Origin of the sequence: Sphingomonas jinjuensis (genome assembly GCF_014197105.1) — a bacterium.
Taxonomy (GTDB): Bacteria; Pseudomonadota; Alphaproteobacteria; order Sphingomonadales; family Sphingomonadaceae; genus Sphingomonas; species Sphingomonas jinjuensis.
In genome coordinates, this window is sequence record NZ_JACIEV010000011.1 from 1 (window position 1) to 19,889 (window position 19,889).

25 protein-coding genes are annotated in these 19,889 nt (G+C 62.5%); 16 read left to right on the top strand and 9 right to left on the bottom strand.

Features of this window, described 5'->3' with window-relative positions; translation table 11 throughout:
• On the bottom strand, window positions 1-686 hold a 686-nt coding region (locus GGQ80_RS18345; RefSeq protein WP_221364449.1), incomplete at its 3' end, for a hypothetical protein.
• On the opposite strand from GGQ80_RS18345, the gene GGQ80_RS15885 reads away from it, so the two are divergent.
• The 9 genes from GGQ80_RS15885 (at window position 685) to GGQ80_RS18845 (ending at window position 7,727) form a co-directional block, all read left to right on the top strand.
• A complete protein-coding gene (locus GGQ80_RS15885; protein ID WP_183986655.1) occupies window positions 685-1,032 on the top strand; it encodes a hypothetical protein in 348 nt (115 codons plus the stop codon). The genes GGQ80_RS18345 and GGQ80_RS15885 overlap by 2 nt on opposite strands.
• A 556-nt stretch (window positions 1,033-1,588) precedes the next feature.
• Window positions 1,589-1,918, top strand: a complete 330-nt coding sequence (locus tag GGQ80_RS15890; protein WP_183986657.1) for a barstar family protein — start codon at window positions 1,589-1,591, stop codon at window positions 1,916-1,918.
• Window positions 1,919-3,913: 1,995 nt separating this feature from the next.
• Complete coding sequence (locus GGQ80_RS15900) at window positions 3,914-4,549, top strand: PEPxxWA-CTERM sorting domain-containing protein (RefSeq protein WP_183986661.1); 636 nt, start codon at window positions 3,914-3,916, stop codon at window positions 4,547-4,549.
• Window positions 4,550-5,067: 518 nt separating this feature from the next.
• Window positions 5,068-5,262, top strand: coding sequence for a hypothetical protein (locus GGQ80_RS15905; RefSeq protein WP_183986663.1), 195 nt, complete (start codon window positions 5,068-5,070; stop codon window positions 5,260-5,262).
• Window positions 5,263-5,290: 28 nt separating this feature from the next.
• Window positions 5,291-5,776 carry a response regulator gene (locus GGQ80_RS15910; RefSeq protein ID WP_183986665.1) on the top strand — a complete coding sequence of 162 codons (486 nt, stop codon included), beginning with the start codon at window positions 5,291-5,293 and terminating at the stop codon, window positions 5,774-5,776.
• A 3-nt stretch (window positions 5,777-5,779) separates the two neighbouring features.
• On the top strand, window positions 5,780-6,409 hold the full coding sequence (locus GGQ80_RS15915) for an SOS response-associated peptidase family protein (RefSeq protein ID WP_183986667.1): 630 nt from the start codon (window positions 5,780-5,782) through the stop codon (window positions 6,407-6,409).
• 155 nt (window positions 6,410-6,564) lie between these two features.
• Window positions 6,565-7,236 (top strand): PEPxxWA-CTERM sorting domain-containing protein, encoded by a 672-nt coding sequence (locus tag GGQ80_RS18530; protein ID WP_246347152.1) that lies wholly within the window; start codon window positions 6,565-6,567, stop codon window positions 7,234-7,236.
• 90 nt (window positions 7,237-7,326) lie between these two features.
• Window positions 7,327-7,491 (top strand): DUF6961 family protein, encoded by a 165-nt coding sequence (locus GGQ80_RS15925; protein ID WP_221364450.1) that lies wholly within the window; start codon window positions 7,327-7,329, stop codon window positions 7,489-7,491.
• Window positions 7,492-7,541: 50 nt separating this feature from the next.
• Window positions 7,542-7,727 (top strand): DUF6771 family protein, encoded by a 186-nt coding sequence (locus GGQ80_RS18845; protein WP_425506077.1) that lies wholly within the window; start codon window positions 7,542-7,544, stop codon window positions 7,725-7,727.
• Between the two features lie 301 nt (window positions 7,728-8,028).
• Here the strand turns inward: GGQ80_RS18845 and GGQ80_RS15930 are convergent, their stop codons facing one another.
• Together GGQ80_RS15930 and GGQ80_RS15935 are read right to left on the bottom strand one after the other, a co-directional pair.
• Window positions 8,029-8,244, bottom strand: a complete 216-nt coding sequence (locus tag GGQ80_RS15930) for a hypothetical protein (protein WP_183986671.1) — start codon at window positions 8,242-8,244, stop codon at window positions 8,029-8,031.
• A gap of 178 nt (window positions 8,245-8,422) precedes the next feature.
• Entirely contained in the window at window positions 8,423-8,674 is a 252-nt protein-coding gene (locus GGQ80_RS15935) for a hypothetical protein (RefSeq protein ID WP_183986673.1), read from the bottom strand.
• Window positions 8,675-8,817: 143 nt separating this feature from the next.
• Between GGQ80_RS15935 and GGQ80_RS15940 the strand changes: the two genes are divergently transcribed.
• Window positions 8,818-8,988 (top strand): hypothetical protein, encoded by a 171-nt coding sequence (locus GGQ80_RS15940; RefSeq protein WP_183986675.1) that lies wholly within the window; start codon window positions 8,818-8,820, stop codon window positions 8,986-8,988.
• 35 nt (window positions 8,989-9,023) lie between these two features.
• On the opposite strand, the gene GGQ80_RS15945 is transcribed toward GGQ80_RS15940, so the two are convergent.
• From GGQ80_RS15945 to GGQ80_RS15965, 5 genes are read right to left on the bottom strand one after another with little or no spacing between them, the layout of a single operon-like run.
• Window positions 9,024-9,284 (bottom strand): hypothetical protein, encoded by a 261-nt coding sequence (locus GGQ80_RS15945; RefSeq protein ID WP_183986677.1) that lies wholly within the window; start codon window positions 9,282-9,284, stop codon window positions 9,024-9,026.
• Window positions 9,281-9,883: a hypothetical protein gene (locus tag GGQ80_RS15950; RefSeq protein ID WP_183986679.1), complete on the bottom strand. Its 603-nt coding sequence runs from the start codon at window positions 9,881-9,883 to the stop codon at window positions 9,281-9,283. The genes GGQ80_RS15945 and GGQ80_RS15950 overlap by 4 nt, the downstream gene beginning before the upstream one ends.
• Window positions 9,884-9,885: 2 nt before the next feature.
• Entirely contained in the window at window positions 9,886-10,593 is a 708-nt protein-coding gene (locus GGQ80_RS15955) for a hypothetical protein (RefSeq protein ID WP_183986681.1), read from the bottom strand.
• Window positions 10,594-10,596: 3 nt separating this feature from the next.
• Window positions 10,597-11,040 carry a hypothetical protein gene (locus GGQ80_RS15960; protein ID WP_183986683.1) on the bottom strand — a complete coding sequence of 148 codons (444 nt, stop codon included), beginning with the start codon at window positions 11,038-11,040 and terminating at the stop codon, window positions 10,597-10,599.
• On the bottom strand, window positions 11,040-11,186 hold the full coding sequence (locus GGQ80_RS15965; RefSeq protein WP_183986685.1) for a hypothetical protein: 147 nt from the start codon (window positions 11,184-11,186) through the stop codon (window positions 11,040-11,042). Before GGQ80_RS15965 ends, GGQ80_RS15960 begins: the two co-directional genes overlap by 1 nt.
• Before the next feature lie 149 nt (window positions 11,187-11,335).
• Between GGQ80_RS15965 and GGQ80_RS15970 the strand changes: the two genes are divergently transcribed.
• Window positions 11,336-11,575, top strand: a complete 240-nt coding sequence (locus GGQ80_RS15970) for a helix-turn-helix domain-containing protein (protein ID WP_183986687.1) — start codon at window positions 11,336-11,338, stop codon at window positions 11,573-11,575.
• A 5-nt stretch (window positions 11,576-11,580) separates the two neighbouring features.
• On the opposite strand, the gene GGQ80_RS15975 is transcribed toward GGQ80_RS15970, so the two are convergent.
• A complete protein-coding gene (locus GGQ80_RS15975) occupies window positions 11,581-11,853 on the bottom strand; it encodes a hypothetical protein (protein WP_183986689.1) in 273 nt (90 codons plus the stop codon).
• 158 nt (window positions 11,854-12,011) lie between these two features.
• Here GGQ80_RS15975 and GGQ80_RS15980 point away from each other — a divergent pair, with 158 nt between their 5' ends.
• From GGQ80_RS15980 to GGQ80_RS16000, 5 genes are read left to right on the top strand one after another with little or no spacing between them, the layout of a single operon-like run.
• Entirely contained in the window at window positions 12,012-12,548 is a 537-nt protein-coding gene (locus tag GGQ80_RS15980; protein WP_183986691.1) for a hypothetical protein, read from the top strand.
• Window positions 12,545-13,192, top strand: coding sequence for a hypothetical protein (locus GGQ80_RS15985; RefSeq protein WP_183986693.1), 648 nt, complete (start codon window positions 12,545-12,547; stop codon window positions 13,190-13,192). Before GGQ80_RS15980 ends, GGQ80_RS15985 begins: the two co-directional genes overlap by 4 nt.
• On the top strand, window positions 13,192-14,091 hold the full coding sequence (locus tag GGQ80_RS15990; protein WP_221364451.1) for a hypothetical protein: 900 nt from the start codon (window positions 13,192-13,194) through the stop codon (window positions 14,089-14,091). The genes GGQ80_RS15985 and GGQ80_RS15990 overlap by 1 nt, the downstream gene beginning before the upstream one ends.
• Complete coding sequence (locus GGQ80_RS15995; RefSeq protein WP_183986697.1) at window positions 14,088-14,603, top strand: hypothetical protein; 516 nt, start codon at window positions 14,088-14,090, stop codon at window positions 14,601-14,603. The genes GGQ80_RS15990 and GGQ80_RS15995 overlap by 4 nt, the downstream gene beginning before the upstream one ends.
• Window positions 14,604-14,614: 11 nt before the next feature.
• Complete coding sequence (locus GGQ80_RS16000; RefSeq protein ID WP_183986699.1) at window positions 14,615-19,741, top strand: thermonuclease family protein; 5,127 nt, start codon at window positions 14,615-14,617, stop codon at window positions 19,739-19,741.
• Window positions 19,742-19,889: the final 148 nt, after the last annotated feature.

Sequence of the window (19,889 nt, forward strand, 5' to 3'; positions counted from 1 at the left end):
TCTCCTCGGGCTTGTGCTTCTTCGAAGGCATTCGTCGTCCCTTCCTTGATCCAGACTGTCATAGTCGATGGACCACTCAGAAGGGGGCAGCTCACCCAGAAGACGCACAAAAAAGCAGCGCTCCTCAGGCCATCAAGATTTACGCGGTCTGGATCGCGGGTATCGTAGAAAATCCGCATGGTGGGCATCACCGTTTTGCCGCGAGTGACCACTCGGATCACTGTCGCTTGATGGTGCCGGCCTGCAGCATCGGCGTAATCAATCCGCACCTTCGTATACCGACCGGACCTGGCATCGGTGAAAGGGCGTAACCTCAACGATGCGAACGGCCTGCGATCATCGAGACGCTCTGCCTCCGAGTAGTCGCTGCCAACCGTCACGGCTTCGGCTGAACGCCACCAATGGGCTCTATCCCACGCCTGCCATCCATAGAAGAGGGCGCCGAATGTCGGACCGCCCACCAAGAACAGATAATCGCATTCTCCCGGCTTTAGCGGACAGTGCTGAAGATGCGGTTGATGAACGATCCGGCGCCAGGTTGTGGGGAGCCACCTCGACGTCGTCCAAGGCCATGAACGAACGGCTGGTTCAAGGGCTTCGCGCGGGAAAGCGGACATTCCGCTATCGCCCCAATAGCGGACGTTGGTGGGACGAGCTAAGACATCCGCGAGGGAGCCGACCGTCATGCTTCGTGCGCTGATCAACTGGATGGATCGAGATTGGGCGAGCCGTAGATATAATCCGGTGTTCGCTTTCGCGCAGCGCCTCGTCTGGGGTGTTCCGGTCTTCTTGAGCCTAGCGGCCGTCGCCGCTCTTGAGAGTTTGGGCTCTTCGCACGACGATCCGCTCGTCCTTGGCGTTCTGGCGCTCGGTGGCGCAGGGATGTTCGCCATCATGCTCGTGTCTCTTTACCGCTGGGCGGCTGGTTACAGCCGTTCCGACTATCAAGAGCGGGCAGCGGCAGAGCATCGGGAGCGAGTGTCCGCGCGGCAGGCGTTCTTCCGCCGTTGGTGGAACCCGGACGGCAGCTAACCCACCAGGATCGGTCGTCCGGCCACGCCAGGGCGGCGCCCGAAAGCGGACGTTCCGCTATCGCCCCAATCGATACTGCGTGGCATGGCTCCGCACATTCCCGATAGCTGCCGATGTTCAGCTATGCCGCTTTGCAATCACAAGGAGCGCAATCCAAGCTGGGAAAAACAGCAGCAGAAATGGGACCCAATCCGCCTCGGGGTAGCCGAAATGATCCAGGGTGGATTGGCCGAGGCTCGATCCGAGGTCCACGAAACAAACAGCGGCAGCTATGACCGCCCAGCCTTTCCAATGGCAGGGAATGTAGCTCCACAGAAGTTTGTAGAACCAAATCTCACGACGCATAGTTGCCTCTGGGATGTCCGCTATCGCGAACTTAGCGCCGAAAGCGGAGAGTCTGCAAACCACCAGGAACGGTCGTCCGGTTCGCTGCCCCGTCGTCCGAAAGCGGACGTTCCGCTATCGCCCCAATCAAAGACGTTTTGGGCTGCCACCAGCTTGCCCGAAAGCTGCCGATGATCCAGCATGCAAAGCCGGTAGCTGGAAAGCATGACCCATGAACGTCGTCGAACTTGATGCCCGACATTGGAACACGCCAGCGGACTTCTACAACGCGTTCTTGCGAAGGCTGGGCGCTTCTGATTGGCATGGAGAGAGCATCCCGGCCCTGGTTAACTCGATGATTGTTGGTGACAACATTGAGGGGGCTTTGCCCCTTCGAGTAATCGTGACGGGATTGAGCAAGACGAGTGAAGCTGCCTTCGACGAGTTGATAAAGGTGTTCTCCGCACTTGGACAATATGGCGCCGTAGCGCACATCACTGCTGATCGGGCATCGCTGGAGCTCGCCGACCATATGCCTGTCTTCCTCGATGGTGGATGCTAAGCGGACCTTCTGCTTCCCACCAGGAACGGTCGTGCGGTCCGCTATGCGCGTCGGCTGAAGGCGGACGTTCCGCTGTCGGTCCAAATGCGAAACACAGGGATCCTCAGCGTTGGCCGAGCGCCTTTATAGTGGCTGTCATGGCGTCATATGCATTGATTGCGCCGCGATCGCGCCCGTAGCGACGTTGAGCAGATCGCAATCGCGCGATTGAAGCACGTTTGTTCACGACCGATCGAGCGATTCCTGCTCCCCAAAACCTCACATACGGCTTATCGCTTGCGATCAGCCCGTACACAGTCGCGACCGTCTTTGGGTCGCTCAAACGGCAGTGCCGTTCATATACGTAGCCTGTCAGGTTAGACAGTACCTCGTAGCGCCGAAGATCGCTCATCGGGCGATCGGCCCGTTCTAGCTCCTGAGCAACATGCTCCATCGAGCACATCCTGAATGCGAGTTGTTCGTCGGCCCGTCCTGGGCTTGCCAGCATGATCAATCCTACAACTGCGATGAGGCTAATGGCCAACCGAACAGCACTCCCCATAAGACGACTCCATGATGAGCATCGGCACAATAATGCGAAATATACTTGTTGTACCCCGCCCACCTTGGGGCAAAGCCCCGTGATCGCTTTCTCGGGGGGCCGCAGTTTATATCATTGTTCGGAGGCAACCGGACAGACGGCGACTCCCCCCCCCCCCCCCAGGATGCGTCGCCCGGCTATGCCTGGTCGCTGCCCGAAAGCGGACCGTCCGCTTACGCCCCACTTGCTGACATTCGGTAGCTCGGTAGTGTTCAAGCATGAGAGCGTCTTTGTTAATCGCAGCCCTGCTTCTCACCTCAGGCTGCGCGGGTGTTCGGCCTTGGCTCAAGCGCGATCTGACATACCGCGACTTGCAGAAGCACAGGACAGCGCTCATCGGCCAAAGGGTGAGCGTCCGCGCGGCTGTAGAGAGGCGATTTACGGGCGGTTCACCTCCAATTCTATGGCTTTCCGCCGCTGCCCGCGCGCATGCATTTGGTCCCAGCCGAGCAAATTTTTGCATGTGGGCTGACGACAGCACAGGGAAACTTGCCTCGCTGGCACCTTGGACGATTGTCCGTGTGCAAGGAGTGCTGCATGCTGATGACAGCGTCGAACCCAAGGTGATGGAGTGCCCGAGCACGCTGACGGTCACGACGAGCCTGATCGAGGTTTCACCAGCGGGTTCAACACGCTGATTGCTAACGTCCGCTTTCCACCACGATCGGCCGTCCGCTGATGCCGAGGCGTCGCCCGAAAGCGGACGTTCCGCTATCGCCCCAATTGCCGACATCCGGATGCAACGGTTAGGCTGCCACAACAGCGCGAAAGACGGAAAGATTCACGATGGGGCGCACACTCAAAATATTTCTGGTTGCCGGGGGAGCGCTAATCGTGCTTTTGGCCGTTCTTACAGTCACAACCCTTGGAGACTGCGCATCTCTCGAAGCTGAGGAGCGATGTTTGGCGGCCAAGTCCGAGGCCTTCACCTCTTATGCTCCACTTGCGCTCCTCGCTTACGCGGCTGGCGCTGTGCTTATCTGGCGCTTCCCACGCATTCTGCGGTGGCCGCGAAAGTGAAGGGGCCGCTATTTTTCCGCAGCGTAACAGCCTCTTCCCACCACGATCGGCCGTCCGCTGATGCCGAGGCGATCGCCGAAAGCGGACGTTCCGCTATCGCGTCAATACCGGACGCCACCCCGAGCGTATCAAGGGCATATCCAGCCCGCTGCGTCCCTTTGCACACGTACGCTTTTGCGTCCCGATCCGGCACGTCGCTGGTTTGTCATGAAATTCCACGCGACAAGTCCCGTTGGTAAGCTCAACGTGTGATTAATTGATCGGCCGTCTCAGGGAGAGCGGGTGGTCATCGGGGGCTTTGGGGAAGGACGTGCCACCGCGCACGATGCTTCTCGGATTGCCTGCACCACTTTTGCCGCGCCAAACAGGGGCGTCATTCTACGCGGGGATTTTCCATGAGGAAGTTGTGTTTTGCCGTTCTGGTCGCGTCGTCGGCCGTCATCGCTGCTCCAGCGAATGCCGTTACCACAGTCACGAGCGGATCGGTTTCATCGGCGCACCTTTTTTCGCCGGCTGTCAATCTCAGCACCACTCCTGTCACCTACTCCGTGTTCAACGGCGGTACTTTCCAGGTCACGGGCTCTGGCGATCTCAGTGCAGCGAGTGGCCGCACCGGCACGCTAAACGGTAGCATCAATTTCTCCAAGACCGTGGGTACGGTGCTGGCGCAGACCCTGACCGACCTGTTCGTCTTTAGCGATGGCAATGGCGGCACCTACAACTTCTCAGGCACCACCGTTCAGACAGTGACGTTTTCTGACACTCCTGGCATCACTACGTCAGGTTCATTCAAGGTCTTTGGCTCGCTGATCGATACCAACCTTGGCGTCGGTGCTACTGCATCGACATTGACTATCTCGTTCAACTCGACCGGTAGCTCGGCGTATTCCAGCAGCGCTACGATGTCGATCGGTGGAGTTGCTCCTGCTGTCCCCGAACCCGCTACTTGGGCGATGATGCTCGTTGGCTTCGGCATGATCGGCGCAGCGTCGCGTTACCGTCGTCGGAGCACCGCCGCTACCTTCGCCTAACGCTTTGACCCCGTTAGGTTGAGGGGGGCCGTCAGCTGAGAAGCTGACGGCTCTTCTCGTCGATCGGCACGCGTCGTCTTAATCCCTTCCCAAGCTAGGTTCATTATTCGGGTAGTGAGGATGGGGGATGCCGACGATGAAATGGACTTCTGACCAAGATCGCCGATTGGCCATGCTCTACGCGGCAGGCTCTACCGCTGCGGCTATCGCTGACGAGATGGGTTTGGCGGTGTCGTCGGTGCGGACCCGCGTGAGCACACTGGGCCTCTTGCGCCGTCGCACCCGTTCAAACCCCCACGGGGCGGGAAACATGGCGTGGGTCATTGGACCTGCATTGGCGTCCGCTCTCCCGGTGCCCTCAGAAAGCTTTGCAGTGGATCTGTTGTCCAAGCTCACTGGCGGCATTGAGCCGAGCAGCGATCGTCCTTTGGTATGAGGGGTTGCCGATGCGTGCCCGCGGTCGTGCAGGCACTGATTACGCCCTTGTCCAGCCGCTTGAGCGCTTTAGGCTGCTCATCATGGATGAAACGCTCAGCGCAGCCCTCGACCACCTCCGCCGTTTTCGAGCGACCTTCAACGCGGGCGACCATGTGGACGAGGAAAGCGGGCTTACCGCCGATGATCTTGACGCCATCCTCGCTGCGATCGAGCCGCCGGCTGATCTTGAATCCGGTGGTTCGCTATCGATCGATGATCTGGGCGACGTCGCCTAAGCAATGATTGGCCGCGTGGCGGGCCATCATGCATTCGACCTTCATACATGCAGGCTATCCCGAGCCAATGATGATTCCATCCGACGCAATCACCGTGCTGGCCGTGGAGGACGATCCAACGGTTTTGATGGTCCTGGAGGATGCTCTTGCGGATCGCGGCTACAGCGTCGTGAGCGCCCGCAACAGCGGCGAAGCGCTCCACGCTCTCGGCAGTGAAGCCTACGCCGTTGATGTGCTGGTTGCCGACATCCGCCTTGGCGGCGGCATCGATGGGTGGGAGATCGCGAGATGTGCACGCGAGATCAAGCCTGATTTGCCCATCGTCTACGTAACCGGTGACAGCTACACCGACTTTGCGAGCGAAGGTGTCCCTGGCAGCATCGTCCTCAAGAAGCCCTTCAGCCTCCCCGAACTTGTAGGGAGTATCCGTGCATTGCTCGGAGGCGGGGAGGTCACGAGGGCGGAGGCCGAAAGGAAGTCATCGCCTTCGGCCAAAACCGAGGGCGTAAGCTGAGCGATGTGCAACCGCGCGCGCTTCGCTGGCGAGCCTGAGACGCTGCACGAGCGATTCGGCGCCGGCTGGCTGACCGATAAGCCGCGCGACAATCGCTTCGATCCTAAGGAACTGCGCCCAAAGAGTCGGGCCTACGTGGTGCGCGAGCAAGGCGGCGCCCGCGGAATCGATGTCATGGGCTGGGATGTCCTGGGCGGCGGCGCCAAGTGGCCGATGACCAACGTCCGCAATCTGGCACTTACTCAATGGACGCGGCTCGCGGAGCGTCCAGAGAACCGCTGTCTGGTTCCCCTGACGGAATTTGCGGAGTTCACCCCCGAGAAGCACGACCTGGGCGATGGTAAGCCGCCGCTGAAAGGCGAGATGTGGTTCAGCGTGACCGATCAGCCCGTCTTTGCGGTGGCAGGGTTTTGGCAGCGCACAGCTGCCGGCAACGGCTTCGCGATGGTCACCTGCGACGCCAATGAGCTGGTGGCGCCGATCCATCCCAAGGCGATGGTCACGATCCTTTACCCAGACGACTGGTCAACTTGGCTAAACGGCTCGCTAGACGACGTTCGCCGCCTTCAACGCCCGTATCCTGCCGATCAGATGAGGGTCCGAGGTCCGGTGTTTCCGACGCGGGTGCGATGATCTCACGCAAGCCCAAGGTGCATTGTGCCTTACATTCTTAATGTTCTGTCCCAATCTGAAACAATGTCGCTTTTGTCCAATCACGTAGTGTATCGGACGGTTAACCGCTTGTTTCAGGCGTGAATATTCACGCCGGGGGCAACACAGGGGGATTTATGCGCTTCATCTTTGGCGCTGCGCTTGCGGCTACCGCGGTCATCGCGTCGCCGGCTATCGCGACAGACTTCACCGTTTCGGGTCCGTACACCATTCCTGGTACAGGCACTTCAGGTCCTGCATCGACCTACCCGATTGCGTTTAACGTATCGGGCCAGGTTGGGACGATCACCGCAGTCACGTTTACGCTCACCGGCCTGACTCACACGTTTTCCGACGACTTGGACATCCTTCTGACTGGCCCTACGGGTCAGAATGTGATGTTGATGTCTGACGCGGGTAGCAGCAGCAATTTGAATGCCGTTACTTATACTTTTAGCCAATCAGCGGCTAATTCTCTAGCCGATGCTGGTGTCAACGCGTCTGGGACGTACAAGCCGAGCAATTATTCAGGTAGCGATGGCGCGAATGAGGCAATTCCGAACGTGTCGGGCCCGTATGGATCGTCACTCGCCATCTTCAACGGCCTGAGCGCGAACGGAACGTGGAACCTGTATATCAACGATGACAATGGTGGCGATGTCGGCTCGCTGCGTTCTGCTACCTTGTCGATCACCACCACGGGCGCGGTTCCGGAGCCGGCCACCTGGGCGATGATGCTGGTTGGCTTCGGCATGGTCGGTGCGGTTGCGCGTCGTCGCAAGTCGGCCGCCAAGGTCACGTTCGCCTAATTCGACCCCGATGAAGGCGCGTGGAGGCCGCCGGGAGTGATCCCGGCGGCCTTTCGGTTCGGGAGTTAGGGCATGATTATCAACTTCCGCATGGCCGAGGCCTTGGCGATCCAGCGGCTGCTCGGTGACGACGGCCCGCGGTGGCTTGCCGAGCGTATTGGCGCGCTTGCGCTGGCGGATGATGAGGCGGGCGTCGAGCGCTTCCAGCAGATCGCGGCTTGCTATCAAAACCTGATCAGCGCGCCGAGCCACTGACCGCATAGCCCCTAGACATGTCAGAACAATAAGAGAACATCGGGGTCATGATGACCCCTGATTCGTTGCTCACATCCGTGATCCTGTCCGCGTCACCTATCACCCGCCTCGGTCTGGCGGCCCCCAGCGCGCGCGTCCGAGAACAAGCGGCGGCTGACCTCGCCGAGGCGATCGTCGCCAGCCTGGAGGGGGCGCCCTTGGCCAGCGAGCGCCAGCAGATGCGGCTTCCGCTTTGACCGGTCATGGGCGCAAAGAAGTTCGACACCCTCCACGATTTTGCGCGGCACGGCGTAAACATTCACCTGACCTGCGCTAACGGCCATTGCCATCACACGGCTGTGCTGGACGCTTGGCAGGTATCCGGCTGGGCGCGGGTGTGGCGATGGCCTCAGGCGCTCGAAGCTGGGGTGATGCGGCATTTCTACTGCTCGAAATGCCGGGCTCGGTATCCAATACCCAAGCCGACGATGAATGCGGTGACGCTGCTCAACTTTTTTCCGGAAGATGAGCGAGGTTGGAAACGGCTTCAGGCACGGATCAGGCGTTAGTCTTCTGGTCAACCGAAGGTGTCACGACCGCTGGATCGTCTGCAATCCCGGTTTCCACCGCCAAATCGTGGGGGACGCCTGCCGAGTCCGGATAGTCGTCTGGGCTGACGACCGCCTGGTTCTGCACTGCTTGGAGATCGGCAACTGGCCGCGGCTGGCCCGAGGCCAGATACCCGCCGCCAGGCTTATTGGGCTGACGTTTCATTCGCGGTGTTCCCTTTGAATTGGGTGCTTTTCGAAGGTGGGCGTGCCGCATCCTCTTGACGGTGACCAGCCCTGTTGGCTTCATCGCTCTTTTCTAGCGCACCATAGTCTTCGGTGCCGCTCGTTCCGCCTGAAGGCCTTCCGTCAGTGGTTGTGTTGGGATCGGGAGAATGGCTCACTCATTCTTGCCCGGCGTTGGGGTCGAAATTTTTACGACCCGCCTTCGTAAGATTCTCGGTCTTATGAGCATCCTCGGACGAGCTGCCATCACCCTGATCCGAAGACTGCCCACCTAAAGGCTTCTGGTCTTCACGGGTCGGATTGCCGTTGCCATCTTCAATGCTGCTCTCGTCCTCGCCGCTATCCGGATTAAACGGGCGCCTAGCGGTGTCGTCGTTTGATGGTTTTTGCGAGTCATTTTGGTCGGGCATGGTGGTTCTCCTGATTTAAGAACCAGCGACAGGCTCAAAGGCCCCCCCGACTGATCTAAGGCATGCAGTTAAGGGCACCCTATTTCGGCGTGAAAGCTGAGCGGCTAGGGCTCTTCTTGGGCCGCTCCCCAATAGCGGAGCCCATGCATAAGAATGACGCCGCATCCGTCGTCACCAGCCGAACAGCAATCCACCTCGGGCTCAAGGTCGGTGTCGCCATCCAGCTCGTCCAGATGGTCGATCATGCGGGATACCAGCCGCGAAAGGACCGGACGCGGCAGGCTGGGGATCGCGGCGAGCATCTGGTCGAGTGATGCCGCCGGGAGGGCGCGTAGGGCTCTGCTAGCCATTACAGCGTCTCCCCGTGCGATCGGCGCAGCAGATAGTCCGCCAGTGCCTCAGCATGCGCCTTGGGCCACACAGCGGCCCTCAGGCTGTTGAGGATGCGTCCGGCCTCGTTGTCGACCTGAGGAAGCCTGCTGACGAACAAGCGGTCACCGGTGAGAACGACGATGCCGCCGTTATCGGACCATGCTGCTAGCCATTCGGCGGGGATGAAGGGAGCGGCCGAAGCCGCCCCCTGTGCGATGCGGGATTGCATCTGGCTCATTTGCCCGCCTCCTTTCGCGAGCGTCGCGGCTTGGACGCGAGGCGGGCCGCTTCCTCATCAATGATGGCCTGCATTTCGGGGCGGTATTTCGCCGCCCACTCACGCTTTCCGACCATCTGCTGCTTGATCGCGATGTCCCATTTGCGTGTGACCGGCGTGCGCAGTGCGTCGAGGATAACGATGTCGAGCGCGGCTTGCGCCCGGTCACGCTCGCTGCGCAGCGCCTCCGCTCGATCGCCTTTGTCCCATTGGTCGAGACACCAAGCGCGGGAGAAGCGTGCTTCGGCCAGGTCGCGAACGCCCTTCGCCACGCAATAGTCTTTGTAGGCGAGTCTGAACCATTCCTCTTTCGGCTGTTGCGGCGTGACGAGCAGTCGGAGGTTGTTGCGAGGCAGCTTGTGCCCCATCCCTGCCATATGCTCCGCTACGTAATGATCTTCACTGTTGGGGGCGGACTGTGCCAGCCGGTGCGCGCTTGCTGCGAACACCGAAACGAGGCGAGCAGTGGTGATGCAGGCGTTGTCCTCGTCCCTTTGTTGCGGGATGGACAGGCCGGGGCGGATGGCGCGGACGTTGCCGCGTCGGGCGATGCGAGCCATGCTCATGCCCTCCCTTCGATGCTGTCGAGGCCGGCGATGACGAGGTCGAGGGCTTCGCCTCCATCCGCCTCCCGAAGCCCGATGCGTTCAAGGTGCGTCAGCTTGGCTCGGAGGTCTGCGATGCTCGCGCAGGGGAATTGCCGGATAGCTTGGGCATCTTCGCACGTCGGCTGGGATAGCTCGCTCTCGCGGGCGCGCAGGGTGGCGAAGCCATACTTGCGCTCAAGCCTTGCCTCGTCACGCTCATCCGCCTTCACGCGCGCCACAATCCGACGTGCCGCACGATAGAGCTGCTGCCACTGCGGGTCAGCCGACTGCTTGTCTCTCGCAACGCCGACGATGCCCTTGCAGCGAATGACGTCGTGCTTGTTGGCGGTGCTGAACGACCCCGCTGCCGACACGCCGTCGAAGCGGTGACGATAGGACGGATACTCGACCACCAGCGGGGGCCGGTTGTGGATCGCATCCAGCTCGGCACGATGCGCGTCACACACCGGGTTCCAGACCGTCTCGTAGAAATGGTCTAGGCGAGCGTCGTGGCGGTCGTAGTCGGCTAGAAGCTTGGCGAGGCCGGGGCTGATCGCCGCTGCCTCCCCCTTGGCCTGAGTGGCAACGGCAACGCAGCCAGCGACGATCGCCGCGCCAGCCGCATAGGCGGCGGCGCTGGTGCCAATGCGGAGCAGCTGGCGACGAGTGGTGTTCGTGTCCATCGCTCAGCCCTCCTGCTTCGCGAGGCGCTGCAAGGCAGCGAAGAGGTGCGCCGTAGCGCGCTCGCCCGGCTCGCTCTCGCCGTTGTCGGTGGCGAGGGCGAATGAACGGGCAAATTCCTGCCAATTCGCGATCGGAGCCGTTTCGGCGCGTTGAGTTGCTGCGATCATCGCGGCCATTTCGCGCTCGTGGGCTTCGGGGTGGGTCCGCTCGTAATCGTGGGGCAGGCCGTTAAAGCGCTTGATCGCGGCTCGGTACTCCGCCTCTGCCTTGTCGAACGCGCTTGGCGCGAGGGTCGTAATGGCGGGCATCGTGGCGGCACTGGCGACCAGCACAGCGGCAACGCCAACGCCGCCGATCAGGGCACGACGGCTGGGGTCAGCAGGCGCCTGGGCGGCGGCGGCGAGGCTCCCCGCCGGAGCGGGGAAGCGGGGCATGGTGAGAGCCATTACAGCGCCCCCATCGTGAGGGCGGTGACGTTGGCGTCAGCGACCAGCGCGAGGCCGGTCCCGATCGCGGCGGCGCCGAAAATGTAGAGGGTGACAGTGCCGAGAGCGCGTAGCGTCTCGCGCACCTTCATGGTACGTGCGGTCATAGTCGTGTCCCTTCCGAACAAGGGTTGCGATGAGGCTCGGCGGTGGCGTTGGTAGCGCCCCGCCGGGCCGTCTTCCGAGAAGACCGTTACAAACTAACGCTGTGATAGGGGTTGTCAACAGCCTCAGCGTTATTTATTTGCGGTAGGGCATGATGACTTCCGAACAATGCCGCATGGCCCGGGCAGGCCTCAACGTGTCCATTGCTGATCTGGCGGCGGCTACTGATCTGCGCCCGTCAACGATCAGCGCCTTTGAGCGCGGGGGCAGTTCACTACAACGCACCGTTGATGCGCTGCGTGAAGAGCTAGAGCGGCGCGGAGCCGTCTTCTTTGCGGCCGGAGATGGGGTTCCCTCCGGCGGCGTCGGAGTGCGTCTGGCGTCCCGCTGACGGGTTTACTGTACCAGCCGTGATCCCGGCGGAAGCGGCGGCAAGCCTTGCTCCCGCGCCGAGAATGTCGGGGCTGGCAGCGGACGTCCGTTGCGCACCACGTCACGGCACGCGAAGCGTACACAGCCGATCATGTCACCTGAGCGGTTGTCGAGCCTCATGGTGGCGCCTGCCCCGAGATTGGTGAGGGAATAATCAGGCCGGTACTGGCGCGCGCCGACGACGCCTGACAGTCCCACGATTATCGCTGCGATGATGATTGCCCAGCCGGTGCGCATGGGTGCAATCTGTCAGCCTTTGCTTTCGCTCGCAACTATCGCGGTCTGGCGCCGAGAACCGTTAAAAATCCTTGTTGTCGCTAGCGCTTTAGGGTATCCAAATACCCGTCCGAGTAAGACGCCCCCGGCAGCGTGTCCCGTTTTTGTGGATGCTGCGCATGGTGATCAGTTCGGACATTCTCCAGCAAGTTGTAGCGCAGGCTCAAGAAGCCGACTGGAACAACGCCGTTGGGGCGGTTCTGACGAAGCCGACAGCGGCAAACATCGTTGATCTGACGACCTACCCCGATCGTCTTGCTGCGGTCGCGCCTCAGATGGGTAATCCCAGCCAGCGCCACCGCAACGTCAGTGCCGCGCTGGATTTTCTGGGGCTGATGAACCACGGCGAGCAGGCCGCGGCATTGGAGCAGCTTCGCGCCCGCAAACAGGCGTTGGTGAAGGGCAAGGAGTCCACCGAGGTCACCGACACCATGATTGCCGCGCTGCGCATGAACGATCCTGAGTTGATCGCGCGGGCGAAGGGGTTGGCCGGGATGGTGCTGGCGGCAAGCGTCCCGTTCTACGAGCTTCCTGACATGCTCAAAACCGCCGGGTTCAAAAACGTGCCGGAGGTGAAGTCCGCAGGCGCCGACGAGGTTGAGCCGCCACCGAGCCCCGCCATGGACGAAACCGGTGACCCGGAGGTCGTGCGATGAGCTTCGTTGGGAATCTCATCGGCGATGTGATGGGCGGGATTACCGGCGCAAAGCAGTCCGCCAAGGGCGCGCAGCTGGCCGCCCAGACGCAGGCCAATGCCGCGCAGCAGGCGATTGCCGAGCAGCGATCGGCGCGGGACCAGAGCGTCACCCTTCGCCAACCCTACATGGATGCGGGTAACAAGGCTCTGGCCGCCCAAATGAGCCTGATCGGCTTGAACGGTACGACCGGCCAACAGGATGCCGTGAACGCGCTTCTGACGACGCCCGAGTTTACGACGACGGTTCGCCAAGGTGAGGAAGCGATCCTCCAGAACGCGTCCGCAACCGGCGGTTTGCGCGGCGGCAACACGAATAACAGCCTGGCGCGCTTCCGGGCCGACACGCTGGCGAACCTCATCAGCAATCAATTCACCCGCCTCAATGGGTTGACGACGATCGGCGCAAACTCGGCGGCTGGGGCGGGCACCGAAGCCATCAACGTCGCCAGCAACATCGGCCAGCTTCTCGGGGATCAAGGGGCTGCGATAGCGGGCGGTCAGATTGCCAAGGGCAATGTTACCCGAACCACGCTCAACGACGCTGCGCAGCTGGCCGGGACGATCCTTGGCGGTGGTAGCGGCTCACGTGTGAGGGCTTTCTGATGCCTCAGGCTTACGATTACCAACGGATGCTGACGCAGCTGGATTTGTCGCCCATCCGCGACGGGATGCGTTTGCGTCAGCAGGGACAGGCGCTCGAAAACGAGCAATCACGCATTCAAACCGATCAGATGCGCCTCGATGCTCAACTTGCCGAGAAGCAGGCGGCGGCGACGCGTAAACAGCAGTTCTTCGACGCGTTCGCCAAGGTGTCGGCCGCGCCGAACGCCGCGGGTTACAACTATCTGCGGGGCAACTTCCCCGATTTTCTCGATCCCATTGACGCGGCTCAGAAGTCCTACCGCCAAGGCGGCTTGGACGTGATGCGGAACACCGCTGGCGGCGTCATCTCGGCGCTGACCGCAAACGACCCACAGCGGGCGCTTACCGCCCTTGATGACGGATCAAAGCAGTTGGCCGGGTCTGATATGCCGGCCGATACGCTGACGTCAATTCGTGGGCTGGTGGAAAGCGGCAAGCCTGAGCAGCTGAAGGCGGCACGGAAGCTCGCATCGCTGGCTTTGGCGCAGGCATCGGGGGACCGGTTCAACGAGGTCTATTCGTCGCTGAACCGCGAGGATCGCGAAGAGGAATTGCACCCCTACCGCCTCCGTCAGGCGCAGGGGAATGCAGACTATTCGGAAACGCGCGCCGAATTTGCCCCCGCCGATCAGGAAGCGGCCATCGCCGCAAAGCGTGCGCGCGTCGCGAACACTGCCAGCATCATTGACCGTCGCAACCGCACCCCCATTCGTGGGGCTGGCTCAGGCTCCGGCTCCGGCTCCGGGGTTTCAAGCGGGCCGCGCCCCGTGAAGATCAGGCCGGGTGAGGCGGTCGCGCAGGATGGTCAAGGCAAGTTGCACGTCGCCCGAGGCGGCAAATGGGTGGAGGCGGTGCGATGAATATTGAGGATTATCAGCTCGCAACTGACGAGGATTTTGCCGCCATGGAAGAGGCTGGCGAAACCCTCGCGACGCGCTGGCGTGACGTGGTGACGGCCACCAGCATTGCGCTGGGATGGGCTGAGACGAGAACCGCCGGGCTTGTGGCTGCGATGGGGATCGGCCCCGATTCCGGCGAGCTGGCTAGCCTCTCGCTTTGCGCGATCCTGCCGGGTGCGTTTGTCGATGGCATCAAGGGCCATGTCGAGCAGAGCCGCCGAGAAGCAGATATTGCGTATGCGGAAAGCGTGGCTTGGGCTGCGAGCGTCATTGAGAACGGCGATGCCGACCCGATAGACCGTACCGTAGCCGTCGCCTGCTTCCGCTTCAGCGTCACCCGCGATGTTGCCGAACGCGCGCTGCGCAACTTCTCGCTGTTGAGCGGGGCGCTGCTGTCGATCCACGAGGAACGCGACGCCGCTGCTTCAGGCGCGGGCCTGTTCATCCACCCCGCCCCCCTCACCGTCCACTGAGATAGAACCGCATGGCGCTTCCTCCCCTTCCGCCTGGCTTCTCCCGCGTCGAGCCGACGCAGCGTAAGCGGAAGGGGCGGAGACAGGACAATGAGCCCGCGCAGGCCCTCAACGCCACGGGCCAAGCGCATGACGGCGACACCTTCCGGCTATCGGATGGCCGCAACGCCCGTCTTCTCGGCGTCGATGCGTTCGAGTTGGATCAGACCGGCCGCGCATCGGACGGCTCAACGGTTCGCCTTGGCGAGCTGGCGCGGTCAGCGTTGGTGCCGAACGTGCAGCCTGGCGCGACGGTCACCCCTAACGGCTCGGAGACGTATGGCCGTCCAGTGGCGTCAGTTCTCAACGGCGATCAGGATACAGGCAGGGCCATCCTACACGCGGGCCTTGGCCTATCGACGCCCGAGTACCTGCGTGGCGATCAGCAGCGGTTGCAGGACTATACACAGGAAGAGCGGCTAGCGCGTCTCAACCGACGCGGGGCATTCGCCGGCTCGTTCCAGACGCCGAAGAGCTATCGCCAAGGCAACCCCGATCCGTGGAAGGCGCCTGAGGCTGGCACGGAAGCGAACGGCCAAGCGGTATTCTGGGACGATCCCACACCGTTTCAGGGGCTCAAGCCGGAGGTCGAGAAGGGCTATATCGACATCTGGCAGGACATGTCCTCCAAGCCGGAGGATCTGATTGCCTATGCGAAGGCGAACGGGTTTCAGGTCAACCCAGACACCGTTCGCAAGCAGTACGCGGCACGCAACCGCGACCAAAAGGCTGGCAGTGAAGTCCAGTACATGGCGGCGCCTCGTGTCCTGACTGATCTGGGCGACGGACGGACGGGCGCCGCGCTGCGCGGCTTCGCTGACCCTATCAATATGCTCGATGAGGCGGGAGCGGTCGTAGACTCGCTCTTGCCGGGCAGCGAGCGCGAGAACGTGTGGGGCAGTGATCGACGGTTTGGCGACATCTACGCCAACAACCTCGAACAGAACCGCTCCATCCTCGCGAACGACGATGCGACGCACCCCTATTACCGGTTCGGCGGGCAGCTTGCGAGCGGGCTGGTGACGCCTGGCGCGTCCGTGGAGGGCGTTGGCTATGCTGCCGCGCGCAGGGCGCTTCTGGAGGGCAGCACGCGCATTGCAGCACGATCGGCGGCGCGACGCGCAGTCCTGAACCGAATGGCGCTGACCGGCGGCATTGAAGGCGGCTTGGCGGGCGCTGGCGCTGGTGAAACGACAGAGCAGCGTGCCAAGGGCGCGGCTATTGGTGCGCCTGTCGGTGCGACGCTGGGCGTTGGCCTGGGCGTGTTGGCCCCTAAGCTCGCCGCCGTTGCGGGTAAGCCATTCAGCAAGCTCGCCGGGCGGGATGGCGAGCAAGCCGCGGGCGATTTTGTTGATGGGGCGCTAGACACCGCTCGCGCACGAGCGAGCAACGATGCGCAGGACGCTGCGAACGGCATCCCTGACGATCTACTACAGGCATCCCCGCCTCTGACTGGCGGGCGTGCTGTTGATCTGTCGGCGCCACACCTGAACGCAAAAGCCCGCAAGGCAATCAGCGAGCGCAAGGGGCTTGATCCCAATATCTCGCAGTTCGGCCCCGTCCATCATTCGCTGTCGGGCAAATGGGACGAGGCGCTTGCACGCATGGAGGCGGACGGCACGGGGGACATTCCCGCAGCCGTGAAGCATCCCGAGGCGGGCAATCTCGATCTCGTATGGGGCAATGACCGGTACGGCGTGAAACGCGTGCTTGATGAAGACCCGGCGGCGGCGGAACGCCTGCCGGAAATTATCGCCTCGCTGCCGGTACGTGAAAAGCCCTCAGACGGGTCGGGCCGCTGGGTATTGGAGAACGACCAATATCGCGCCGTCGTCTCCCCTGACCATAACGGCCCGGTCAAGCGCTGGGTGGTGTCCTCGTTCGACAACAAGACGCTGCCCCCGATCGATGCGGAGGCCGGGGCATTGCCGGCGCTGCCTGACGGTATGCAGCTCGTAGCCCGTGAGCGCGATAGCATTGATATGCGGGCTTCTGACGAGCGCCCTACCCTCACTGGACCGGAGATGGCCGGTAACGCTGACGGCACCGCGCCGCGTCCTCTAACGGCTGATGCCACCCGCGCCGAGCGGCTGGCGGATGCCGAGCGGCTATCCTCCCGCGATGTGCTGCCCCTTCCTGCCAACACGGTTGATGGCGTAGACGAGGCCGCCCGGATCGAGGCGGGGCGCTATGCGCCAGTAAAAGCCGGGGACGAGGCCAGCACCCTTGATCGCCGCACGCTCCCGAACGCCAACACCGGCACGCCCATTCCAAAGCGCGGCCCTGCCGATCTGGTGACATGGCTGCGCTCGCAAGGCGGCGTGAAGGCGCAGGGCGGCGAGCTGGCCCACAGCGGTATCGACAACACCCCGCGCAAGGGCATGGACTTCGCGGAGGGCGAGAAGCGCTTTGGTCCGCTCGTCGCGAATGACGGCATGAGCTACGATGAGGCGGCGCAGCGTGCCTGGGAAGCAGGGTATTTCCCCGATCACGCCGAGCGGCCGACGGTGGACGAATTTCTTGACGCCTTGGAGGCGACGCACAGCGGGCGCAATCGCTCGTTCCTGTCGGAGGATTTGCCCGAGGTCGATCGCTTCAACGCTGCTCGGCAACAGCGCTACGACGTGGAGCGCGCTCGCGATCAAGGCGCCCCGCTGTCGGAGGACCGCGCCGCCCCCGTCGATATGGCCGATCTCGACGCCAATGCGGCTCCGGTGCGAGCTTACGAGGAATGGGGCGAGAACGCCCCGAACCTTGCGGGTAATATCCGCCTCGACAAGCTCGACAGCCCGCAGGCGATCAAGCGCGCGCTCGTCCAGACCGAACAGGTGACGGGCGGCTTTGACGCTGCCCGCCGTGGAAGGATCACTCACGCGGAGACGGAGAGCCTGGCCAACGAGCTGGGCATGACGGCGGACGATCTGCTGAAACGCCGCAAGGGGCAGGCTTTCAACGCGGAAGAGGCGCTGGCCGCACGCCAGATACTCGCTCGATCGGCTACCGATCTGGTGAACATGGCCAAGCGGATCAGCCGCACGGAAAATCCCGGCGACGAGGCGGAAGCTGCCTTCCGGGAGGCATGGTTGCGTCATGCCGCGATCCAAGAACAGGTGTCCGGCATGACGGCCGAGGCTGGCCGTGCGCTGCAACAGTTCCGTCAGACCGCCGACGCTCGACAGGTCGGGCGGGTGCTGCCCACCTTGGGCGATATTGCCGGCGGTAGCGCGCGTCTCAAGGAGGTTGCCGAGCGGATCGTTGACTTGGAAGCCGCCGGCACTTCGCCGGGGGGGATCAACCGCTTTGCCGTGAAGTCGCTGCGCGCCCGAACGCGCGACATGGCGATGGAATACTACATCAACGCTCTGCTCTCCGGCCCCCAGACGCACGCCACCAACATCCTGTCGAATACCCTCACGTCACTCGCGCAGCTCCCCGAGCATGCCGCTGCGGCGGCTGTGGGCGCGGTGCGACAGACCGGCGAGCGCGTAGCGGGAAAGCTGGGGTTCGGCGTTCGGGTCGATCAGGACCGCGTGCTGTTCTCGGAAGTGCCTGCCCGGTTCGCTGGTCTGATCCAAGGCACCAAGGAGGGGCTTCGTGATGCCGTTCGCACCTTCCGTACCGGCGACTCCCCGGACAACGTGACGAAGGTGGAGACGCAGCAATACAAGGCGATCCCCGGCGTCGCTGGCGAGATTATCCGCACCCCTACCCGCTTGCTCGGCGCGGAGGACGAGCTGTTCAAGGGCATGGCGCGTCGCATGGAGCTGACGGGCCTTGCGATGCGCATGGCGAACCGGGAAGGTCTTCGCGGGTCGGCGCTCCGCCAGCGCGCGGCCGAGTTGGTCGAGAACCCCACAGACGAAATGCTCGATAAGGCGCAGGATTATGCGCGCTATCTCACGTTTCAGGCGCCGCTCGGCCCGGTATCAAGCAAAATTGCGGGCGTCTCCAATTCCAGCATGCTGATGAAATTCCTGATCCCGTTCGTTCGCACGCCCACGAACCTCCTGAAATTCGCGGTGGAGCGGTCGCCGGCCGCGCCTCTGCTTCGCGACTGGCGCAAGGAAGTGTTGGCAGGCGGAGCGCGTCGGGACATGGCCGTTGCCCGCGCCCTGGTCGGAACGGGCATCGGGGCCATGTTCTACGAGGCCGCGCTTGATGGTCGAATCACCGGCGGCGGGCCTGCTGACGAGAGCGCCAAGCGCCTGATGCTGGCCGATGGCTGGCAACCCTACAGCGTCCGGGTGGGCGACGAGTATTACAGCTATCGCCGCCTCGATCCCTTCTCTACCACCATGGGCACCATGGCTGACATGGTAGACCTGGGCTCGCACATGACCGAGCGGCAACGCGAAAAGTCTGGCGTCCTCGTCACCGCGGCCATTCTCAACAACCTCGCCTCCAAGACGTGGCTTACCGGCGTCAGCGGCATTGCGGAGGCGCTGGGCGACCCTGACCGCTATTGGCAAGACTTCGTATCGCGGACGGCTGGCGCGGTCGCCGTGCCTGCGTTGGTGGCTCAGGTTGCCCGCACGACTGACCCCGTCATTCGCGAGGCTCGGGCGCCTATGGATCGCATTCGCTCGCGGGTACCCGGTCTATCGGACAACCTGTTTCCCAAGCGGGACGTCTTTGGCGATCCTGTCGAGTCTGACGGCGGGGTGGGGCCGGATATTGTCTCCCCGATCTGGAAAGGCACGGCACGCAACGACAAGACGATTGCGGCGCTGGTTGATGCTGGCGTGACCGTCAGCGCGCCTGCCCGCTTCCGAAAGGTCGATGGCAAGCGGGTGGAGTGGACGCCTGCGGAATATGATCGGCTTCAGGTGGCGGTGGGCGACGAGGCCAAGCATCGCTTGGACGCGTTGGTGAAGTCGGACGACTGGAAAAAGGCGGACGACGAGGATCGTCAAAGCATGGTCCGCGACGAAATGAAGGCAGCGCGCACGGCGGGCAAAGGGCTCGTTGAGGGTGGCCCGACGCAGCTGGTCGCCAAGTCTCAGGCGAAGCGCCCTGCCAATGACACCCCCCCGCTTCCGCCTGGCTATCGACTGACGGACGCGCCGTCGCTTCCCGCCGGGATGCGGATGGTGAACTGAGGTACCCTAATTTGATACCCGTGCTTACCGGGTGATTGTTCAGTACGAGATTGCGGCCTATCATCGAAGAGAAATGCCCGAAAATATGCGAGGATTGCATCAGTGTATGCCTAAAATCTGGTACTTCCGCTACGTGCGGCAATAGCCG

Coding starts and splice junctions, on each gene's coding strand:
- GGQ80_RS15970 (WP_183986687.1), top strand. CDS start 11,336: ATGATGACTTCCGAACAATGCCGCATGGCCCGGGCAGGCCTCAACGTG.
- GGQ80_RS15980 (WP_183986691.1), top strand. CDS start 12,012: ATGGTGATCAGTTCGGACATTCTCCAGCAAGTTGTAGCGCAGGCTCAA.
- GGQ80_RS15990 (WP_221364451.1), top strand. CDS start 13,192: ATGCCTCAGGCTTACGATTACCAACGGATGCTGACGCAGCTGGATTTG.
- GGQ80_RS15900 (WP_183986661.1), top strand. CDS start 3,914: ATGAGGAAGTTGTGTTTTGCCGTTCTGGTCGCGTCGTCGGCCGTCATC.
- GGQ80_RS15965 (WP_183986685.1), bottom strand. CDS start 11,186: ATGACCGCACGTACCATGAAGGTGCGCGAGACGCTACGCGCTCTCGGC.
- GGQ80_RS15930 (WP_183986671.1), bottom strand. CDS start 8,244: ATGAAACGTCAGCCCAATAAGCCTGGCGGCGGGTATCTGGCCTCGGGC.
- GGQ80_RS18530 (WP_246347152.1), top strand. CDS start 6,565: ATGCGCTTCATCTTTGGCGCTGCGCTTGCGGCTACCGCGGTCATCGCG.
- GGQ80_RS15885 (WP_183986655.1), top strand. CDS start 685: ATGCTTCGTGCGCTGATCAACTGGATGGATCGAGATTGGGCGAGCCGT.
- GGQ80_RS15955 (WP_183986681.1), bottom strand. CDS start 10,593: ATGGACACGAACACCACTCGTCGCCAGCTGCTCCGCATTGGCACCAGC.
- GGQ80_RS15985 (WP_183986693.1), top strand. CDS start 12,545: ATGAGCTTCGTTGGGAATCTCATCGGCGATGTGATGGGCGGGATTACC.
- GGQ80_RS15890 (WP_183986657.1), top strand. CDS start 1,589: ATGAACGTCGTCGAACTTGATGCCCGACATTGGAACACGCCAGCGGAC.
- GGQ80_RS15910 (WP_183986665.1), top strand. CDS start 5,291: ATGCATTCGACCTTCATACATGCAGGCTATCCCGAGCCAATGATGATT.
- GGQ80_RS15925 (WP_221364450.1), top strand. CDS start 7,327: ATGGCCGAGGCCTTGGCGATCCAGCGGCTGCTCGGTGACGACGGCCCG.
- GGQ80_RS15945 (WP_183986677.1), bottom strand. CDS start 9,284: ATGAGCCAGATGCAATCCCGCATCGCACAGGGGGCGGCTTCGGCCGCT.
- GGQ80_RS15935 (WP_183986673.1), bottom strand. CDS start 8,674: ATGCCCGACCAAAATGACTCGCAAAAACCATCAAACGACGACACCGCT.
- GGQ80_RS15995 (WP_183986697.1), top strand. CDS start 14,088: ATGAATATTGAGGATTATCAGCTCGCAACTGACGAGGATTTTGCCGCC.
- GGQ80_RS15950 (WP_183986679.1), bottom strand. CDS start 9,883: ATGGCTCGCATCGCCCGACGCGGCAACGTCCGCGCCATCCGCCCCGGC.
- GGQ80_RS15975 (WP_183986689.1), bottom strand. CDS start 11,853: ATGCGCACCGGCTGGGCAATCATCATCGCAGCGATAATCGTGGGACTG.
- GGQ80_RS15940 (WP_183986675.1), top strand. CDS start 8,818: ATGCATAAGAATGACGCCGCATCCGTCGTCACCAGCCGAACAGCAATC.
- GGQ80_RS15905 (WP_183986663.1), top strand. CDS start 5,068: ATGGATGAAACGCTCAGCGCAGCCCTCGACCACCTCCGCCGTTTTCGA.
- GGQ80_RS18845 (WP_425506077.1), top strand. CDS start 7,542: ATGACCCCTGATTCGTTGCTCACATCCGTGATCCTGTCCGCGTCACCT.
- GGQ80_RS15960 (WP_183986683.1), bottom strand. CDS start 11,040: ATGGCTCTCACCATGCCCCGCTTCCCCGCTCCGGCGGGGAGCCTCGCC.
- GGQ80_RS15915 (WP_183986667.1), top strand. CDS start 5,780: ATGTGCAACCGCGCGCGCTTCGCTGGCGAGCCTGAGACGCTGCACGAG.
- GGQ80_RS16000 (WP_183986699.1), top strand. CDS start 14,615: ATGGCGCTTCCTCCCCTTCCGCCTGGCTTCTCCCGCGTCGAGCCGACG.